Raw genomic sequence first — 18003 nt, 5'->3', positions numbered from 1 at the left:
AGCTATTTTTTCTAAATCCCAAAGTAACTTATCATTATTAAAGTCTGCTTTATCTATATTGAGTTCTTTTATCAATAAATTAATCCATTTGCCCAACCATCATCTTTTTCACTAATTGCTGAAATCGATGCATTTTTAATATGAGGAATTAGTATTTTTGTATCTATATCTTTTAGGGTCGTAATAATTGGTCTTACACCTGGCCACGTTATGTCTTGAAACCACTCCATTAAATAAGGCAACGCCACTGCATTTGCTGGATAACCAATATTTTTCAATACAATCGCGGCATTGTCCCAACATGGTTTACTGCACAACTAACGTTTTATTAAATCAAACAAATGTTGCTTTATTTTTATAACGTGACATCAGTATAAATAAAACTACGCTTTTATTGAATCTCGATATATCTTATAATCGTCCCTCAGCAACTTCCTCCAAGAGAGAGTCAATTGTCATTTTAATGGTCAAAATGTCCCTTGAACTGAAGATAACAATAGGGGTAGTCCATTTGTCAGACTGGCTTTCGTTATCTACCAATTCAACCAAAACAATTCTATATTGGCCATGAGGATTAAATGATGGATACCATCCAAGATCTAAAATTCTTTTTCGATATTGGTTTGACATTTGCAGAATATCTTCATCTAATTCCATTGCATATTTATAAGTATCATCCACAAAATCATAAGGAGAAATCTCAAGGAAATTATTATATGCCACCATCCATCCTGACGGTATTCTCAAAGGAACTAATCCTAGTTTCAAAATAGACCTCCAAATAAAAACCAATGTTTTATCTAATAATACGCAACTACTTTGCTTATTTGACATCCCAATAAATGACCTAAACGTTCCATTTGTTCTACTGTTAATTCGTTCTTAGGGTTCATAATTTCAATTGAAAACCGTGAAAACCCCGCAATCCACGTATAGTTCAAATCATTTAATGATGAACTTAAGTCTTACCACAAAATAGTCCTGTTTTTTCCATTTAAACAGGATAATTATACAACAAAAAATCCAGCTTTTGGCTGGATTTTTATTACCGGCAACCTATTTAAAGAATCAATCAAACATAAGAATCAACTTTACGAACGATAGCTATCGCTCCGCGAACAATCAAAAAAGTTGCCATCAAAGTAATAAGGGATACAAAAGCGTTCCAGTGTTTGTACGTAATCAATTCCGTATTTTTTTCAGCCCAAAATTCTAGCAACGTCACCGGAATACTATATAAAAGTGCTTGTACAAAGATACTTTTTAATTTCGAGTGCTGTGTAGTTATATTATAAAAGACGCAGAGTGTAGGAAAAACGAGAAAATCAAAAACAATGTTTGTATCGAAAACTTTAGGAAAGAAGCGAATCGGATAATCTAATAAATCAGCTGCAATGATAAAACAATCGGTAATTGCTGTAACAACTGACTTCAATAAAAAAATAATAAGCCAGTCTTTTATAGGCTTTCTAAGCATCCAGATGAACATTGAACCAAAGCATAGGATTGTGGCAGCCCACAGTATCACATATTCCATTGCATCCTCCCCAAATAAAGGAAAATAATTTCACTAATGAGATAGGTTGTCCATAAAACAATGAATTATACTTTGGGGCTTTGGTAACCTACTTGATCCGATCAACCAAATCAATCGGCAAAATACCGTCAACCCTATTCCCACTCCGTCCCCGAATAATTTCTGTGTGGATACCGAAATACTTCTCCAGGTTGGACTCCGTTACGATTTGCTTCGTGGGACGGAGAATATGCTCGTCTGTCCCAATAATTAGCGTTTGTTCTGCAACTCTACCATTTGAGATGTGCCTGAATATTCATGTACATCACCTCGCTCGTTCATTGATAATAATTCTCATTATACTAGCTGAAGGTAAATAAAAATAAGCCAACTCAGGAAAAATAAGACATTGCATTAGCAACTTGGCATAGAAAAAAAGCATGCTCCACCCTATTTATATAGGAAGAGCATACTTTGTTTCCCGTTCACTCACGCATACTTAATCACATTCGCCACGATGATAAAAATGGCACCGATAATCAGCCACATACACATCAACGGCCAGAAAAATTTTACCCATTTCTGATAAGCAATCCCCGATACAGCCAGGCTGCCCATCAAAGCGGAAGAGGTAGGAAGAATCATGTTCGTGATGCCATCGCCCAGTTGGAAGGCCAATACGGATGTTTGTCTCGTAACGCCTAATAAATCGGACAAAGGTGTCATGATCGGCATCGTTGTAACCGCCATTCCTGTACCAGAGGTGATAAATACGTTCATAATATTTTGAAAAGCATACATGCCTAGCACTTGAATCGAACTTGGCAAGTCGCCTACAAGAATGGACAGGCCATTCACGATGCTGTCGATGACATTTCCTTGCTCAAGCACGACCATGATGCCTCTAGCAATACCAATGATGAACGCGCCATAAGTAATGCTGCTTGCACCTTTGACGAATTCGCTGGCGATACGACTTGGACCATAACCTGCGCTGAAGCCGGACACAATTCCCATGGTCAAGAATAACGCACCGAGTTCCTCCATCCACCAGCCTTTTTTCGAAACACCCCAAATGACGAGACCGAAACCAATGATCACCGCAGCAATTGTAAGGTAGTGCTTGAGTTGAATGGTCGGTAGCTTAGAGAAGTCGACTTTCTCGCTTGTAACAGATTGCTCCAAATCATAAACAAGCCCTTGTTTCGGATCTTTTCTTACTTTACCTGCATATCGAACCAAATAAAGACTTGTCACGGTGATGAGGCAAATCAATAAAATAACGCGCAGCCAAGCACCTGAGAACATCGGCACTTGTGCAATAGCTTGAGCCAGACCGACATTGAACGGGTTCAATATCCCTGCCGTAAAGCCGCAGGATGCTCCCAAGGATATCATTGCCGTACCTGTCAAAGCATCAAAACCGAGCGCACGGGCAATCGCGATCCCGATGGGGACGAAGACCATGACTTCGGTGGACATGCCCATTGTAAAACCGCCGACCGAGAACAGGGTAATAAAGATGGGTATCACCCATCTGCCTTTATTGGCAAATGTTTTTGCCACCCTGGAGGTTACCGCCTCAATCGTACCCGTCGACGAAATAATTTGGAACGCCCCTCCAATAATGAAAATAAAGAAGACTACATCCGCAGAAGAAACTAAACCGTGGACGATCGCTTTCGGAATTTCAACGAGATTCACCGGACTCGCATCTACCTGATGATATGACCCTGTCACGAGTAAGGATTTTCCAGTCACTTTATCTTTGACACGCTCAAATTTTCCTGCAGGGATTGTATACGTTAATGCCGCTGCAACGAAAACAAGGATAAATAAGATAACAAAGGTATGAGGCATTTTAAACCATTTGCGAGGACTATCTTTTGCTATACTATTCAATGCCCGTTCCCCCCTCTCTATTCTGCTTCCACGCTGTAAACTCACTGCGAACGTTCTGCATCGCCGACTTGTCGGTACATAAATCATACGCGGTAAGGGCTAACGCTTTGGCCGCTCGATTCAATTCGATCATGCCCTCTTCCGAACCCGCCATCTGAGCAAATTCCGGCGTATGCGTCGTAGCATCTCCTAATCGGATGTATGGGTGGATCGTTGCCGTCATCTGGCTGACATTCCCAATGTCAGAGGAGCCGACGCCTCCCTTTTGCGGTGGTTCGGATACCTCGATGCCCATCTGTTCCAAATTGGTTTGAAACAATTGAGCCAAAGCCTTATTGTTGTTCCGCTCCGCATAAATTAACCCTTCCGTAATATCAACGGTAGCTCCAACACCTTCTGCCGAGCTGCGAACGGCCCGATATACTTTTTCTCTTACAATTTTCAGTTCTTCCACCGTCGACGCTCGCAAAATAAATACGGCTTCACACAACTCCGGTACGACATTCGGCGCATCCCCGCCCTTGGTGATAATACCGTGAATCCTCACATCCTCTTTCACAAACTGACGAATGGAGTTGATAGCTACAAAGGCATTAATTAAGGCATCCAGCGCAGAGATTCCTTTCTCTGGAGAGGAAGAAGCGTGTGCCTGCTTCCCATGAAAGGTGAACGTTGCGTCGACACAAGCAAGTGCTCCGCGCAGTACCATCGTTTTATTTTGCGGATGGCACATCATAACAGCGTCGATGTCATCGAAGATGCCTTCGTTGCACATGATGATTTTACCGCCGCCTTCTTCTTCGGCAGGTGTCCCCAAGACAACGATTTTACCCGGCAGATCGGGATGTGCTTCCTTCAATGCCAGCGCAGCACCTACGGATGCAGTCCCAATCAAGTTATGACCGCAAGCATGGCCAATCGCAGGTAGCGCATCGTACTCGGCCAGCAGCGCAATCGTTGGTCCTCCGGGTTGACCTTCCCAAGTAGCGCGAAACGAGGTCTCTAAACCCGCAATCCCTTGCTCCACTTCAAATCCCGCTTCAAGTAAGGGTTCAACCAACCACATCTTCGCTTGATGCTCATGAAAGCTGAGTTCCGGATTCGCATGAATTTGCATAGATATGCGCCTTAGTTGCTCGTCAAGCGAATCTACAGCTTGCTCAATCTGTTGTTTGCTTTTGATTACATCTAAATTCTCTTGCATCATTGTGTAAGCCCCCTGTCAAAACCTCATGATGATTTACTTATTTGCATGGATGAAACCAGTGATGAAATGAATAATTATGTAACATAATGAATATTATTTTATCGACTTCAAATCTATAAGTACAATCGATTGTTTTTTGGCCAACCCCTTAATTTTTTTTATAGCGGCGGTGGCAAGGGGAACTGTGGCAGCTCGATGACCTATTCGGACTTGTGATTCCCTTAGGGGAACCAGAGTTCACTATTTGGAGAAAAATCAGCATTCGGCAAAATAGAGGAACGTAGTTCCCCAAAGCCACGAAAAAAAAATACACTGCCGAATGGCACTGTACATTTTCTTAAACATATTGGGACTTCATAAATTGTACGAATCTATCCACAAACGCAAGCTCTAACGTTGATTCCCGATAAATCATCCATGTGTTTCGTTTTATGGGCTCTCCATTCTTTCGGAACAGCTCTGTGGTTTTCAGTCCATCTTGCGGCGTAACAAAAACCCCAGGAACAATCGAGTAGCCCAGCCCCTGCTTCACCATCTCTTTACAAGTTTCATAGGCGTCTACCCACATTGTAATCGTAGGCGGCGTGTTATACCGCTCATGCCACCAGGCTTGAATCGTTTCGCTGAAGGGAGACTGCATGGAGCTCATGGTTTTAATTCTTGGTTCTTTATAGTAGATATGAGGCAAGTCCGGGAGGGTATCTAAATCAATATCATCTTTGGAAATCAAATAAATATGCTCGTCGTGTAAAAGACATCGGGCATCAAACCACGGGTAGTCTCCTCTAATTATACCCACATGGATCTCTTCCTCTTGGAGCAATTCAAGAATCTCCGGGCTTAATGCGGAGGTAACATTGAACTGCACGTCTGGGCAAAACTCTTTAAACCTTTTGAGGATTGGTGGAAGTTTGTATAGACCATAGTAACTGGCAACGCCCAGTCTTAATGTCCCTTTGACCTCATTCCGCAAGCTCATAATGTGATCCTTCATTTTATTCAATTCGATAAGTGTTTTCTTCGCATAGGCAACCAGATACTTTCCTTCCGGGGTAAGTCTGGTCCCCTTAGAGGATTTCACGATGATAGGCACTCCGAAGTCTTTTTCTAACTGCTGAATCCTATAAGATAGCGCGGGCTGCGTAATGTATAGGCGTTCCGCTGCTTTTGTCAGACTCTGTTCCTCTGCAAGATACTGCAGCATGATGCAATCCTTCTCGTTCAAAGACCACCCTCCTCTGGGATTTTTATGTCTAGGATTTTGTGTCCAGGATTTCTTTGCCTATGACTAAAGCTTAGCATACACTATCACATAATCAAAAAAAAGCTGTCCCAAAAGTCATCCAATGACCCAGGGAGAGCCTTGACTTAGGGACAGCCTTTTTTAATTAACAGTCTTGAACTGCACTATTACTTGCCTAGAAAGTTCTTAATGAAAAAAGTAAGTTGATATTCCATGCTCAGAGGGTCATTAAAGTAGAACGCCTTCGCGTCTGCTTCGAATACATGTCCATTTTTAACTGCGGGAATATTCTTGTACGTTTCTGTGTTCTGGAATGAGTTATCTTCATCCGCATTTTTGCTAAAAATGACGTAGTCCCCCATGTAATCCTTCATAACTTCCGTGGATAAAGCAAAGAAACCTTCCTTCTGAGTCATTTCCTTCACTTTAGCTGGCATTGGAAGCCCGAACGCCTGATAGAGAATTTCCGTGCCACGGCCAAAGTTATCGCCATAGACATAGAGCTGCTTATTGAAAGTTTCGATGACCGAAATTGTCGCATTGGCACCGATCTTCGCTTTAATTTCTTCTCCCGCTTGCTTCGTTCGTGCTTTGAAATCGTCCACCCAAGCTTGTGCTTCCTTTTCTTTATTCAACAATTTGCCGATTTCCAGCTGCTGCGTTAAATAATCCACTTTCCCATACGTATAGGTAACCGTAGGCGCAATGCTTTTGAACTTATCAATATTTTTAATGTCCGACAGTCCGATGATGAGATCCGGATTAAGTTCAATAATTTTTTCGATGCTTTCGTCTGTAACCACTTCAACGTTCTTCAGTTTGTCTTGAAAATTCGGATTGGTTTTGGACATTTCGTCTACACTGACCAAAGGCACGCCGAGAAGCATAACATTACCTGTCAGAAACCGGGTTAACACCACGACTCGCTGCGGATTCGTAGGTACCTGAACAGGGCCATCCTCAGATTGGTAGGTAAATGTACCAGAACTTGAGACGGTTGACGTTGGCTTACTACCGCAAGCACTAAGTAAAAGAATTAAGATTACGACGGACAATGCGAAAAGCTTTTTCATTAGATGACTCTCTCCCTTTAGCTACTTATATAAAAAGTTTTGCTCATCTTTCACTGATCATGAAAATCATTCTCAGTTGCATCCCTAATTATAATGATCCATGGAGAGTCAAACCATGCCTTTTTGTTCGGAAATCGACTTGTACTATTGGTTGCCCGTAAATAAAGCGATTGCCCGCTGAAGCTGTAAACGAATAGAAACTGGATTGTATGGGATCCATTCATCTCGATCGAGATAATGGACATGATTCCGCTCTACGGCAGAAAGTTTGTTCCAGTACGAGGAATTGAAAACCATTTCCAAATGTGCGATGGAACCATTGTCATCTGGAAACACAATCACTACTAACCTGGACCCTGCATACTCATCCAACTCAGACAACTCTATGGGAATGGAGTGAAATTGATCCCTAAGTTTTCTCATCTCATCCTCAATCCTTGCCGGTGGCTGCAGCCCAAGTGATTGATACATGACATAGCCGACATTTCGCCCTCCATAAATGAGCAGTTTTCCCGGTTTGATCACGAGAATGGTTAGAATTTCTTTCGCGACTGCCGTTTGCTGGATAAGAGAACGGGCAGCCTGCTCTTCCTTTTCAAAGTCAGCTAACCACGTCTCTGCCCGGTCGCTCCTTTGAATGGATCGCGCGATGAGACGCAGATGTTCTTTCCATCCCATTTCCATCCACGAAATTTCTGCAATAGGGGCTACAACACGCAAATATTCCGGATTTAGTCCAAATTGATGCAAATGCTCTTTTGCCGCAATAATCAACTCGATATTGGCATTGAGCAAGTCAGTCTTCACCTGTTCCGATGTGCTGTTGGTATCGATAAACATCATCGTTTGCGGCCGGAGCTCTGTCGTATTCACAAATTCACTGCTATCCGAGATGGTGACGGCAGGCTCCAATTCAAGCAGCAACAGATGACTGGCATATGGGGTAAGCCATACAGCCACACGTTGGAAAGTTCCCTGAACGAATCCCGAAGGCGACGCCCCGGTCCGCTTCTTGAAACGGCGGCTGAGATAAAACTCATCCTTATACCCAACTTTGAGTGCAATTTCCCTAAGCGTGCTTGAGCCGTTCAGTAGCAGCTCTTTGGCCCGGTGAACGCGTAATCGCGATAAATATTCGTTCGGAGAAAAACCCGTATGCTGCTTAAACAAAGTCGAATAGTGGGACACGCTTACGCCTGCAATCGCCGCCAAATGCTCTCGCGTTATTTTTTCACTATAATGGTTCTCCAAATAGGCAATGCTTCGTTCCATGGTTGGCTGTTCGCTCGCAGTAAGCTTGGCTGCCTGATGCTCCAATAACTGAAGAAGAATTTGGTGAAATTTAATTTGATTCTGCACATGACGGGTTTCACTGATGGGTAACCGGTGGATATACAGTTCCTCCATATTGGCAAAGATCCCAGGTTCATAAGGGAAAAATTGCATATTCGCGCCTGAGGTAACTTCGCTTTTTCGCGACATGGCGCCTTCCTGTAAGAACCTCGCTTGATCTTGGGTATTGATCAAAAGCTTAAAAGCATGAAGCGGAAAAGAAGCGTTCGCAATCAATGCAGCCTCGCTAAACGCGGGTAAAAGGATGACGCTTCCTTCCATGAGTTCGTATGTTTGATCATCCTTTGCCCTTAACACACCTTTGCCGCCAGCAATCGCAATCAGTGCAGTTAAATTCTCATTCAGCTTATACTGCGGTATGTTCGAAGTGCTGTACAGCGATTGAATGCTGTCAGCTGTATAGAAAGGAAAGTGAGACTCCGCCCACTCCGAGTTCACGTTATTCACCATTGAAGCCTCCATAACTTTGTTACAATGAGGGACGTTGTACTTCCTCAGCCGTGTATTAAGCTATATTATCTCGATAACGAGGCATAAAAACAATACCAACGGGAGCAAACATTAATTCCCTTAACACATATTGCACATTGCATAAATACATAATAAGGAGACAGTCTTTGACGGTACTCTCGTATATTAGACTAAGCTGATAAATCTTAAATGAATCATGGAGATGACCGATCATGCGTTTTGCTTTTCTGATCACTGCTCTTTTTCTCGCTTCACTTAATTTACGTCCTGTTATAACGTCGGTCTCTCCTTTGCTCGGAACGATTCAGGAAGCGCTTGGTATGAGCGGTTCCAGCGCCAGTCTATTAACCTCTCTCCCTGTGCTCTGCATGGGCTTTTTCGCTCCTGCTGCAGTGAAATTAGGCATTCGGTGGGGGATTGAAAGAGCGATTGCCTATTGTCTATTGCTCATCGGACTTGCAACTGCGGCGAGGTACTTTGTTACCTCTGAATGGTTGATGCTAATTACCGCTTTCCTCGCCGGAATCGGGATTGCCATCATTGGGCCTTTGTTGTCCGGATTTATCAAAGGAAATTTTGCTAACCCTTCGGCGATCGTCGGCGTCTATTCCATGGCGATGGTTCTTGGCGCCGCCCTTGGATCCGCTTTTTCCGTGCCTCTGCAAAATATCTTTAACCATTCCTGGCAAGCATCCGTCGCTTCTTGGTCCGTCCTGGCTTTCCTTGCGCTTTGCTTTTGGTGGAGACCGGTACGGAAAAGCCCGAAATCACCTGAATCCGCTGTGCCCGGCACCTTGCCCAAATCAAACAGCAACAGCTTAAAGCTTCCTTTATCTAATAAACGTTCTTGGTTGCTGACTTGCTTTTTCGGATTGATGGCTTTCATCTTTTACTCACTTACCGCCTGGCTGGCCCCCATGGTGCAGGCAATGGGCTACGGGAAACAGACGGCAGGCATGATTTTAACCTTATTTACTGCCGTACAAATGCCTGTCAGCCTAGTCATTCCTATTCTCGTCAGCCGTTTTCAACGCAGAATGCTCTGGCTGATTGGCTGCTCAGCTATGGAGTTAATCGGACTCATTCTGCTCCAACTCCCCGTAACGCCTTGGCTCACCTGCATCTTCCTGGGAATCGGTGCAGGAGGACTGTTCCCCATGGCTTTAATGCTGCCTATCGATGAAACATCGAATACGGAGGAAGCCAGCGCGTTATCTGCAATGACACAATCCGGCGGCTACATTTTTGCTGCCTTGGGTCCTTTTTTTGTAGGTTTTATCCATGACTATGCAGGCAGCTTTCCTCCTGCCCTTATCGGCATGTCGATATTGGTAGCCATCATGATTCTAATCCAGTTTAAAATCGGCAATAAAAAATCGAAACTTGTTCAGTCGGAATAATGAAAAAAGAACCGCTCATATCGGGATCTTCTCCCTGTGAGCGGTTTTTCTTCTTCTATCAAGTAAAGACCATATTTTTCCCGTAAAAAATTTCGTCCATCTCCCATTTCACACTCTTCTCAATCTCCAGCTGCTCTTCCTTGCTCAGGGAATCCTTGGTATAACCGAACAAATAATTGTTCAAATCAAATTCTCGCAGTTTACATTTCGTATGGAATATATTTTCCTGATACACGTTCACATCGATCATTTGGTACATGTCTTTGATTTCACTTGGAATATAGTTCTGAATGGAGCTGATTTCATGATCAATGAACAACTTGTGCCCCGTGATATCGCGCGTGAAACCCCTAACCCGGTAATCCATAGTCATAATGTCCGTGTCGAAAGATCGAATCAGGTAGTTCAGCGCTTTCAGCGGCGATATTTCTCCGCAAGTGGATACGTCAATGTCAGCCCGGAATGTGCTGATCCCTTCGTCCGGGTGATACTCCGGATACGTATGTACGGTGATGTGACTGGTGTTCAAATGTGCCACCACAGCCTCCGGGAGCGGCCCCGGCGATTCTTCGAAGGATTCATTCGGTTCTTTCTCAATGGGACCCTCCGACACCAACATCGTGACGCTTGATCCCTGCGGATCATAATCCTGTTTGGAAATGTTCAGCACATGAGCGCCGATAATATCGGCAACGGACTTCAAGATCGCGGTCAATCGGTCTGCATTGTACTGCTGGTCTATATAAGCAATATAGGCTTCGCGCTCTTCCTTGGTTTTAGTAAAGCAAATATCATACATATTAAAACTTAGTGATTTAGTCAAATTATTAAAACCATGTAAGGTAATGCGCTGCTCGGACGTTAATTTCACCTAGGCTCCCCCTTTTCATGATAAAGCTAAGCTTAGGATGTGATCACCGGGCAGCTTCTATTCCATTTTTAGACATGCAAAAAAAGAGATGATGTCACAATGGACACCACCTCTAGCCTACCTTCTAGCCTAAAATCATTTTAGCTACAATCGCAATGTCACGAATATCAATTACTCCGTCATTGTTGAGATCCGCTTTCTTATACAATGACCAGTTTGGATCATCGGAATTTTTGCCATAGTAGGCTGCCATCATAGCCAAATCACCGATACTGAAGTGGTTATCTCCGTTCAAGTCACCTGGCGTTTGCGTGTTGATAGATGCCAGGAATGCTTGGAGCGCTGCATTCAACTCGGCAGATGCTTGATCCACTTGGCTTTGACTTGCTGCCGCGTTATCAGCTACAGCTTTGGCAAGAACGATTGCGGCTTGTAAAACAGCTTTCGAACCAACCGGATATTGTCCGACACTTGTGCCTTCTACCGCGGCGTCAAACGCTGCTTGAGCTTGCGCAATAAGTGTATGGAGACCGGCTTTATCTACGCTGTTGATAAGAATAGGATGTACAACGCCACCCACATTGGTCTCGACTCCATCTCCGTCTGAGATAATGATACTAGATAGTGAGATAGCTGTGGATACCGGTAACGCAGAAAGTCTAGCTTTCCATTGCAGGGTAATCAAACCGGTCGCCAGAGGATCTTTGTCCGCTCCTATTCTTGCAGCAAGGACACGGACTTGATCTGGTGTATCCTTCGTACTTACGAAGAAGACATCCTCTTGCCGCGATTTTGCAGAGATAAACTCCACAGCTGCAGCATCATACGTGAAGATCAAATCATGTGCATAGACGTTTTGACTCACGCTGTGCAAATCATAAGTAAGATCGAAAGTAGCACCGGAGCTTACTTGATCCGCACCGAATAAATAGGCGATGTTTCCGGCAGGACTTTCTTTTATTTTAAAATCAATCGTATACGTCTTCTGTGTGGAGCGGTCTTCTGCGGTAACTACAATTGTCGCTTGACCCGGCAGTTTGTCAGCCTGAGTGATGAGCAGCGTTGCATTCGAATCTGCCGTTGTTGCTGCAACTGTCGGTGCTTGGACTTCGCCTTCCGGCAGTTCCACGGTGTAGGCTACTTTGTCTTGATCAAAACCGGCCATCCGCTCCCCATTTAATGTGATGCTGTTTAGGGCTGCATCGTCATTTAATGGCACTTCGACCTCGCCAAGGGCAGTAACCGTGATGTTAAAGGTTTTCGTGATGCTTGAAGTACCTCTGCTAATCCTGGCGGTCAGCACAGCCGTTACATTCGGATCACCGTAGCAAGGCCGCACGATCTGGCCATGGAAATCGATCACTCCCGGATCTGAGCTAGACCACGTAATCACCACTTCTGGCGAACCGGTCACGCTAATCGGCAAGAGCAAATTGTTCACGACAGATCGCGTATTCCCCAAATCAAGCGCTGCTGCAGCTGATAGCACACTTTCCTCGTCAGCACTCATTGCCTTAACGGTTAAGGAGAATGCTTTCGTTTCGGCATCTGCCCCCTTGCTCAATGTAGCTGTCAGCATAACACTCGCATCCGGCTGCCCGACACCTGGACGATGAACTTGCCCTGTTGCACTAAGAGCATCTGGATTAGTGCTTGCCCAGTTAATCTTGGAACCAAATCGCCCAACACTTGGCAAATACACATTGCCTGTCACCGTATTGCTGCTGATAAGCTCAAGCTCGGCCTTGTCTGCGGCCAAATCTCCTTTATCTCCTCGGGCAACTACCGTTAAGATAAAAGATTTGTCTGCCGATACGCCTCCGCTCGTGATTGTAGCCGTTAAGGTCACCTCTGCGTTGGGTTGACCCGCGTCTGGTCGTGACACATGCCCGGCATCGTCAATCACAGCAGGATTCGATGAGTGCCACGCAATCGTCGATCGATATTTACCTTTTGTCACCAGCATCAAATGGTCAGCAACCGCGCTCGTATTTCCCAATTGCAATGCGGTTTTATCCAAATCAACCGCTTCAGCATCGTCCATGGGAAGCACTGTGATTTGAAAAGCCTTCGTCGCGATCGAATCACCCTTGATAATTGTAGCCGTCAGCTTCAACTCCGCGCTCGGCTCCCCTTGAATGGGTCTGGTCACAATATGCCCGGAATCGCTCATGACAAGCGGATTTGAGCTCTCCCAGGTGATTCTTGTTTGTTGTTCGCCTGCCACTGGCAAATTCAAATCATGGGATACGCCGGATGTATCGCCTAAGCTAAGTGCAGCTTTCGCGGCATTCACTGCGAGGGTATCCTTTTCGCCAACCGTCGAATTGTGATCAATGGTGATGTCATCGACTGAGCCGCGGAAAAAACCTGATACCGTCCCGCTGGAATCAAAAGCGAACAAAATTTTATCGATGACTTTCCCATTCGCCACTTCTCCAAGGTTGGTCGTGATCAAATTCCATTGATCTTCCAGAACGAAGCCACCTTTCCCTTGCGCATTCGGATGCAGGACAACGCCGTTCTGATCTTTGGCGCCCAAGTCATGCAGGTAAGTACCATCGGTAAACAAAATATCAAGTGCGACATACTTACTTGTTGTTCTTGTCAAAGTCGACAGAACATCGGATTCCTTCTCAGGAAACAGCCAATAAGACAAGGTTGTCGAAGCCTTAACCGGAATCTCCGTATCAAAGATTTGGTTGTAAGCGTAGGATTGATTAGCATCTAGAGCGTTTCCGGAAAATTGGAGAGCAGCCGCGCCATTGTGCGCCCCAGTGCCTTTTTTAGACTCCATTCCGCCGATCCCGCAGCAAAATTCCCCTACATTTTTCGTCAACGACAAGATCCTGTACGTGTTAGCCGGACCCGTCGTATCCGTAGGAGCGAGATCCTCCGCTTCAAACCCTGAATCGAAATCAATTCCCGCTTCATATTGATAATCGGCCTCTCGCATCGCCAATACATTCACAGAAAACTGCTTGATTTGCGATGCAGAACCTTTCTTCACCGTTGCTGTCAAGGTGAGCTGTGCATTCGGCTGGCCGAGGTCCGGACGTTTCACGATTTTGCCCGTGTTGCTAAGTACGCCAGGATTCGAACTTTCCCACGTGATGGTTGTGCCTTTCCTGAACGTTGATGGAAGGATGACTCCTTTCGTTAAAGCCGTCGTATCTCCTAGATCAAGTGCTGCGACTGCTGACGCTACAGAAGTATTGTCATCAAGTTCCGTTGCATACAATTTCCAGTCCGCTAATTGCGTATTCGTCGACTCCCCGTTGTTATTCAAAATGAACAACCGGTAATAGCCGTACTCCTTCACTTTGTCGGCAGCAATCGTATATTCTTTCGTTTGAAAACGTGCACTGAAAGACTGATTGCTTTGCTCATCCAGCACGTTCCAATTCAACCCATCATTCGAACCCTCGATTCGCCAGTTTTTCGGGTCCCTTGTCGCTGCATCGTTGGCAGACACCATGGCATATTTTTTAACGGCTTGGGTATCCCCATAATTGAATTGGACTTGCACCCAAACATTCGTTGTTTGTGCCCCCAGCCACTTCGTGTTGGCATTATTATCGAACAATTTCACAGCGGTTTCATTAGGCTGGTTTTCTTTGCTGAACTTAACAGTCATATTGCCCGCGATAGCGACATTGATCAAATCCCCAGGAGCCGCTTGAACGGTTAGATTCGGAAGCAGGCAGAACATCAGCAGGCTGCAAATAAGAACATGCCAACGACCTAAGAGCTGTCTCATCATCTTCCATTAACCTCCTTGTACCTGGCGTTTGAGTTTGGCAATTGGACAAGCCTCCACGGCTTAGCCTCACTGCTGAATCCAGCCGGTGCTTCAGAAGCTGCCGCCTCTTTTGTATTCATCACGGCAACTAATGGCTGTGCACCATCCGAATTGTTCGCATCCGGCGCCTTTTGAGCGCTATCCTGCATTGGCGTGTAGTTGCTGCATGCAATTGCGACTTGAGAGGCGAATTCCCCTTTGGAAGGCGTTGCCAACGGATCCGGAGGAGTCGTTGCCCAGCTTGTATTAGGCGTTGTGCCCAGCGTAAAATCAAGAACCGCCCCATCCTTCAAGTACTCATATGGCAGCCAGGTACTGTCATAACTGTGGCCATTCAGCTTTAAGTCCTGAATATATTTCGCTTCTTCCGAAGCATGATTACCGATTAACCGGATTTGTTTGCAGTCGTTTAATTGAATAATCGTTTCCTCGAATAGTGGCGCGTGCATCGAGAAGCCACCGATACCCGGAATCGACGGGTACAGACCAAGTGCTGCCAGAACAAACCACGCAGAGCCCGCTCCCAAATCATTGTTGCCGATCAGACCAGCAGGTCCATCATGGAACAGCTCTAGCATGCCTTTGCGTACGATTTCCTGGGTTTTCCATGGCTGCCCGGCAAAGTTGTAGGCCCACGGAATGCCGTAACTCGGTTGATTACCCAAGAAGGAATACGGCTCCGTCGATCCTGCATTCAATTTTTGGAAGAAGAAATCAAGTCTTGCTCTTGCTGCTTCCAAACCACCCATCTTCTCGAATAATCCCTTGTAGTCAAAAGGAAGCACCCACGTATACTGAGCGGAGTTTGCCTCTTGGAAGCCATGCTCACTAGCCGGATCAAAGGTGCTCTCGAAATTTCCGTTTGCCAGGCGCGGTTGAATATAGCCATCTTTGAACGAAAGCCTCCAGCTCTGCGAGCGGGTCAAATACTTATTGTATTTCCCTTCATCCCCAAGCGCTTTGGCAAACTGAGCGATTGCAAAGTCCGCATTGTTATATTCCGGGATATAACCGGTTACCCAACCGCCTCTTTCGATCGGAATGTAGCCCAGCTGCAAATAGTCGGCCAAATTAAACCGTCCATTCAAACTGGATGGTGTCGATGCATGAAAGTTCATCACTTTCAAAGCTTCTTGTAAATCAAAGTTTCTGGCACCGAACGCATACATGTTGGAGATCGTAATCGAAGCGGGATCGCCATTCATCACATTCGTTTCGGAATTGGCAATACTCCATTTCGGTAAAAACCCGCTTCTGCTCTTGGCATCATCAACGAAGGATTGCGCGATATCTGAGCCTATATCCGGGAACAGAAGCCCTATGAGCTGCATCTGTGTGCGATATACGTCCCATCCGGAAAAAGTCGAATAATGGGTATATTTGCCCCCGGTATTATATATTTTTTGATCGAAACCTCTATAATCGCCGTTCACATCGCTGAACACATTCGGGTGGATCAAGGAATGATATAAGAAGGAGTATAGCATCCGCTTATGTTTCTCGGTCCCGCCAGTGACCTGAATTTTACTGAGCGCCGTTTTCCATTTGGCCTGCGCCGTTTGTTTGACGGATTCGAAGTTCCAGCCAGGGTTCTCCGTTTTTAAATTCAGTTTGGCATGCTCCATATCGGTATAGGAAATTGCAACCTTGACATAAACCTCTTTTTGGTTAGATGTATCAAACCTGACATAACCGCCAACCTTCCGATTGTTCGGAATTTCCGATTGTGCAGATTGGCTGTCTTTCGTAATTTGAGAGCCTTTATACGTGCCGACCTCTGTGAACGGCTGACTGAACTCTGCCGCAAAATAAACGGTGTAGTTGTTCGTATTTTCAGCTAATGTACCGCTTCCTTTGGTACCGCAGAATCCGCCGGCATTCACATACCCAGTCACCATGCTGCTATTCTTGTCAATTTGGATGTTGGCGTCCCTAACACCCGTGGCGTTAATGCCCGTATTAATCAGCATCATCGCCTGTGTAGAAGCAGGGTAAGTAAATCTGCCGATGCTCGTTCTCTCCGTTGCTGTAAATTCCGATTTAATGTTGTATTTATCCAACAAGACACTATAGTAGCCAGGGATCGCAATTTCATTTTCGCGTTGAAAAGGTGAAGCATAATCTTCGAAATGCGTTGCCGGGGATTTCCCCATTTTGCCTACGACTGGTAGAAAGGGGATGTCCTGCGCAATATCGCAGCCGGGTCCGTCAATATGCGTCAAACTGAACCCTGCAATGGATTTACGATCGTAATCATATCCCGAGCCCAAAGGTGATTTACCGGACCCAAGGTCGTTGTAACCGGTATCCGGACTCCATTGGATCATACCGAAAGGCACGACGGCACCCGGGAACGTATTTCCCCTATTGCCACCGAAACCGACAATATCAAGCTTATTGTTCTGTGAGCCTAATAACGGATTGGCGTAGGCCGACGGATCAAATTCAGAATTTCTAATTTGAATGTCATCGATAAATCCTCGGTATGTCCCTGCGTTTCCGCCGCTTTGTTCGTATGAAATGAGGATGCGCTTAATCGTTTTCCCCGCTGCAGCCGAACCCACATTTGAAGTAATAAAATTCCATATGTCTACAGCCAATTGATTGCCTTTGCCTTGTTCTTCGGGACTCATGACAACCCCGTGCTGGTCAACAGCTTGGTAACTGTGCAGATAGGTTCCATCTTCAAAAGCAAGATCTACAGCGACATAGGTGCTGTTTTTACCATGATTCAAATCAGTCCCGCCTAGCGTAGTATGGCTTTGCGGATAAATCCAATAAGATAAAGTGGTATTGGATTTAACAGGAATGTTCACTTCGAACACTTTATTGTAAGCATAAGCTGCACTTGTATCGGAAGTTTTCCCCGCGTAAAGCAACGCTTTTTTACCGGATTGGCGCATTTCGCTGGAAATTTTGGATTCCGCTTGGCTCACATGATGGCTCGCTTCGGTTTCATCTTCCCAGTTTGGCTGAACAGCCTCAGTGCTTTCGAACCCTGCATGAAAGCTTGGTGCCGCAGCTTCTGCTGAATGTTCAAATGCCGGTGTGATGAACAACATACTCCACAACAGCACAAAACTAAGTAAAAGACTGCACGATTTCCTGAAGGTCTTTCTATTCATCGCGTTCACCTCCACTTTTTTTCCATGAGAAAAATCGGGA

Annotated in this window: 12 protein-coding genes; 1 reads left to right on the top strand and 11 read right to left on the bottom strand. The window is 45.2% G+C overall.

Translation table 11 applies throughout. The features are described 5' to 3' along the window. Positions 1-71: 71 nt before the first annotated feature. The 8 genes from RQP52_RS03250 to RQP52_RS03215 all read right to left on the bottom strand — a co-directional run bounded on the left by RQP52_RS03250 (position 72) and on the right by RQP52_RS03215 (position 8744). A complete protein-coding gene (locus RQP52_RS03250) occupies positions 72-278 on the bottom strand; it encodes a DUF5071 domain-containing protein (RefSeq protein ID WP_315949423.1) in 207 nt (68 codons plus the stop codon). Between the two features lie 133 nt (positions 279-411). Continuing rightward, positions 412-768 carry a hypothetical protein gene (locus RQP52_RS03245; protein ID WP_315949421.1) on the bottom strand — a complete coding sequence of 119 codons (357 nt, stop codon included), beginning with the start codon at positions 766-768 and terminating at the stop codon, positions 412-414. 304 nt (positions 769-1072) lie between these two features. Beyond that, positions 1073-1537, bottom strand: coding sequence for a CBO0543 family protein (locus RQP52_RS03240; RefSeq protein ID WP_315949419.1), 465 nt, complete (start codon positions 1535-1537; stop codon positions 1073-1075). A 468-nt stretch (positions 1538-2005) separates the two neighbouring features. Then, positions 2006-3418 (bottom strand): YfcC family protein, encoded by a 1413-nt coding sequence (locus RQP52_RS03235; protein ID WP_315949418.1) that lies wholly within the window; start codon positions 3416-3418, stop codon positions 2006-2008. Continuing rightward, positions 3411-4625: a M20 family metallopeptidase gene (locus RQP52_RS03230; protein WP_315949415.1), complete on the bottom strand. Its 1215-nt coding sequence runs from the start codon at positions 4623-4625 to the stop codon at positions 3411-3413. Before RQP52_RS03230 ends, RQP52_RS03235 begins: the two co-directional genes overlap by 8 nt. Before the next feature lie 337 nt (positions 4626-4962). Then, positions 4963-5850: a LysR family transcriptional regulator gene (locus tag RQP52_RS03225; protein ID WP_315949413.1), complete on the bottom strand. Its 888-nt coding sequence runs from the start codon at positions 5848-5850 to the stop codon at positions 4963-4965. Positions 5851-6035: 185 nt separating this feature from the next. Next, positions 6036-6941: an iron-hydroxamate ABC transporter substrate-binding protein gene (locus tag RQP52_RS03220; protein WP_315949411.1), complete on the bottom strand. Its 906-nt coding sequence runs from the start codon at positions 6939-6941 to the stop codon at positions 6036-6038. 144 nt (positions 6942-7085) lie between these two features. Continuing rightward, on the bottom strand, positions 7086-8744 hold the full coding sequence (locus tag RQP52_RS03215) for an AraC family transcriptional regulator (RefSeq protein ID WP_315950377.1): 1659 nt from the start codon (positions 8742-8744) through the stop codon (positions 7086-7088). A 233-nt stretch (positions 8745-8977) separates the two neighbouring features. Between RQP52_RS03215 and RQP52_RS03210 the strand changes: the two genes are divergently transcribed. Then, a complete protein-coding gene (locus tag RQP52_RS03210) occupies positions 8978-10165 on the top strand; it encodes an MFS transporter (RefSeq protein WP_315949410.1) in 1188 nt (395 codons plus the stop codon). Positions 10166-10223: 58 nt separating this feature from the next. Here the strand turns inward: RQP52_RS03210 and speD are convergent, their stop codons facing one another. The 3 genes from speD to RQP52_RS03195 form a co-directional block, all read right to left on the bottom strand. Further along, complete coding sequence (gene speD, locus RQP52_RS03205) at positions 10224-11036, bottom strand: adenosylmethionine decarboxylase (protein WP_127451576.1); 813 nt, start codon at positions 11034-11036, stop codon at positions 10224-10226. A gap of 124 nt (positions 11037-11160) precedes the next feature. Next, on the bottom strand, positions 11161-14799 hold the full coding sequence (locus RQP52_RS03200; protein ID WP_315949408.1) for an immunoglobulin-like domain-containing protein: 3639 nt from the start codon (positions 14797-14799) through the stop codon (positions 11161-11163). Further along, on the bottom strand, positions 14796-17963 hold the full coding sequence (locus RQP52_RS03195) for a GH92 family glycosyl hydrolase (RefSeq protein ID WP_315949406.1): 3168 nt from the start codon (positions 17961-17963) through the stop codon (positions 14796-14798). Before RQP52_RS03195 ends, RQP52_RS03200 begins: the two co-directional genes overlap by 4 nt. Between the last annotated feature and the right edge of the window lie 40 nt (positions 17964-18003).

The sequence above is a fragment of the Paenibacillus violae genome, from assembly GCF_032461945.1.
Classification (GTDB): Bacteria; Bacillota; Bacilli; order Paenibacillales; family NBRC-103111; genus Paenibacillus_E; species Paenibacillus_E violae.
Note: the sequence above shows the minus strand (reverse complement) of the source record. Positions and strands in the feature narration are given on the sequence as shown.

Excerpts from the sequence above, each read along its gene's own strand:
- RQP52_RS03240 (WP_315949419.1), bottom strand. The coding sequence starts at position 1,537 with ATGGAATATGTGATACTGTGGGCTGCCACAATCCTATGCTTTGGTTCA.
- RQP52_RS03230 (WP_315949415.1), bottom strand. The coding sequence starts at position 4,625 with ATGATGCAAGAGAATTTAGATGTAATCAAAAGCAAACAACAGATTGAG.
- RQP52_RS03220 (WP_315949411.1), bottom strand. The coding sequence starts at position 6,941 with ATGAAAAAGCTTTTCGCATTGTCCGTCGTAATCTTAATTCTTTTACTT.
- RQP52_RS03215 (WP_315950377.1), bottom strand. The coding sequence starts at position 8,744 with ATGGTGAATAACGTGAACTCGGAGTGGGCGGAGTCTCACTTTCCTTTC.
- RQP52_RS03210 (WP_315949410.1), top strand. The coding sequence starts at position 8,978 with ATGCGTTTTGCTTTTCTGATCACTGCTCTTTTTCTCGCTTCACTTAAT.
- RQP52_RS03200 (WP_315949408.1), bottom strand. The coding sequence starts at position 14,799 with ATGATGAGACAGCTCTTAGGTCGTTGGCATGTTCTTATTTGCAGCCTG.
- RQP52_RS03195 (WP_315949406.1), bottom strand. The coding sequence starts at position 17,963 with ATGAATAGAAAGACCTTCAGGAAATCGTGCAGTCTTTTACTTAGTTTT.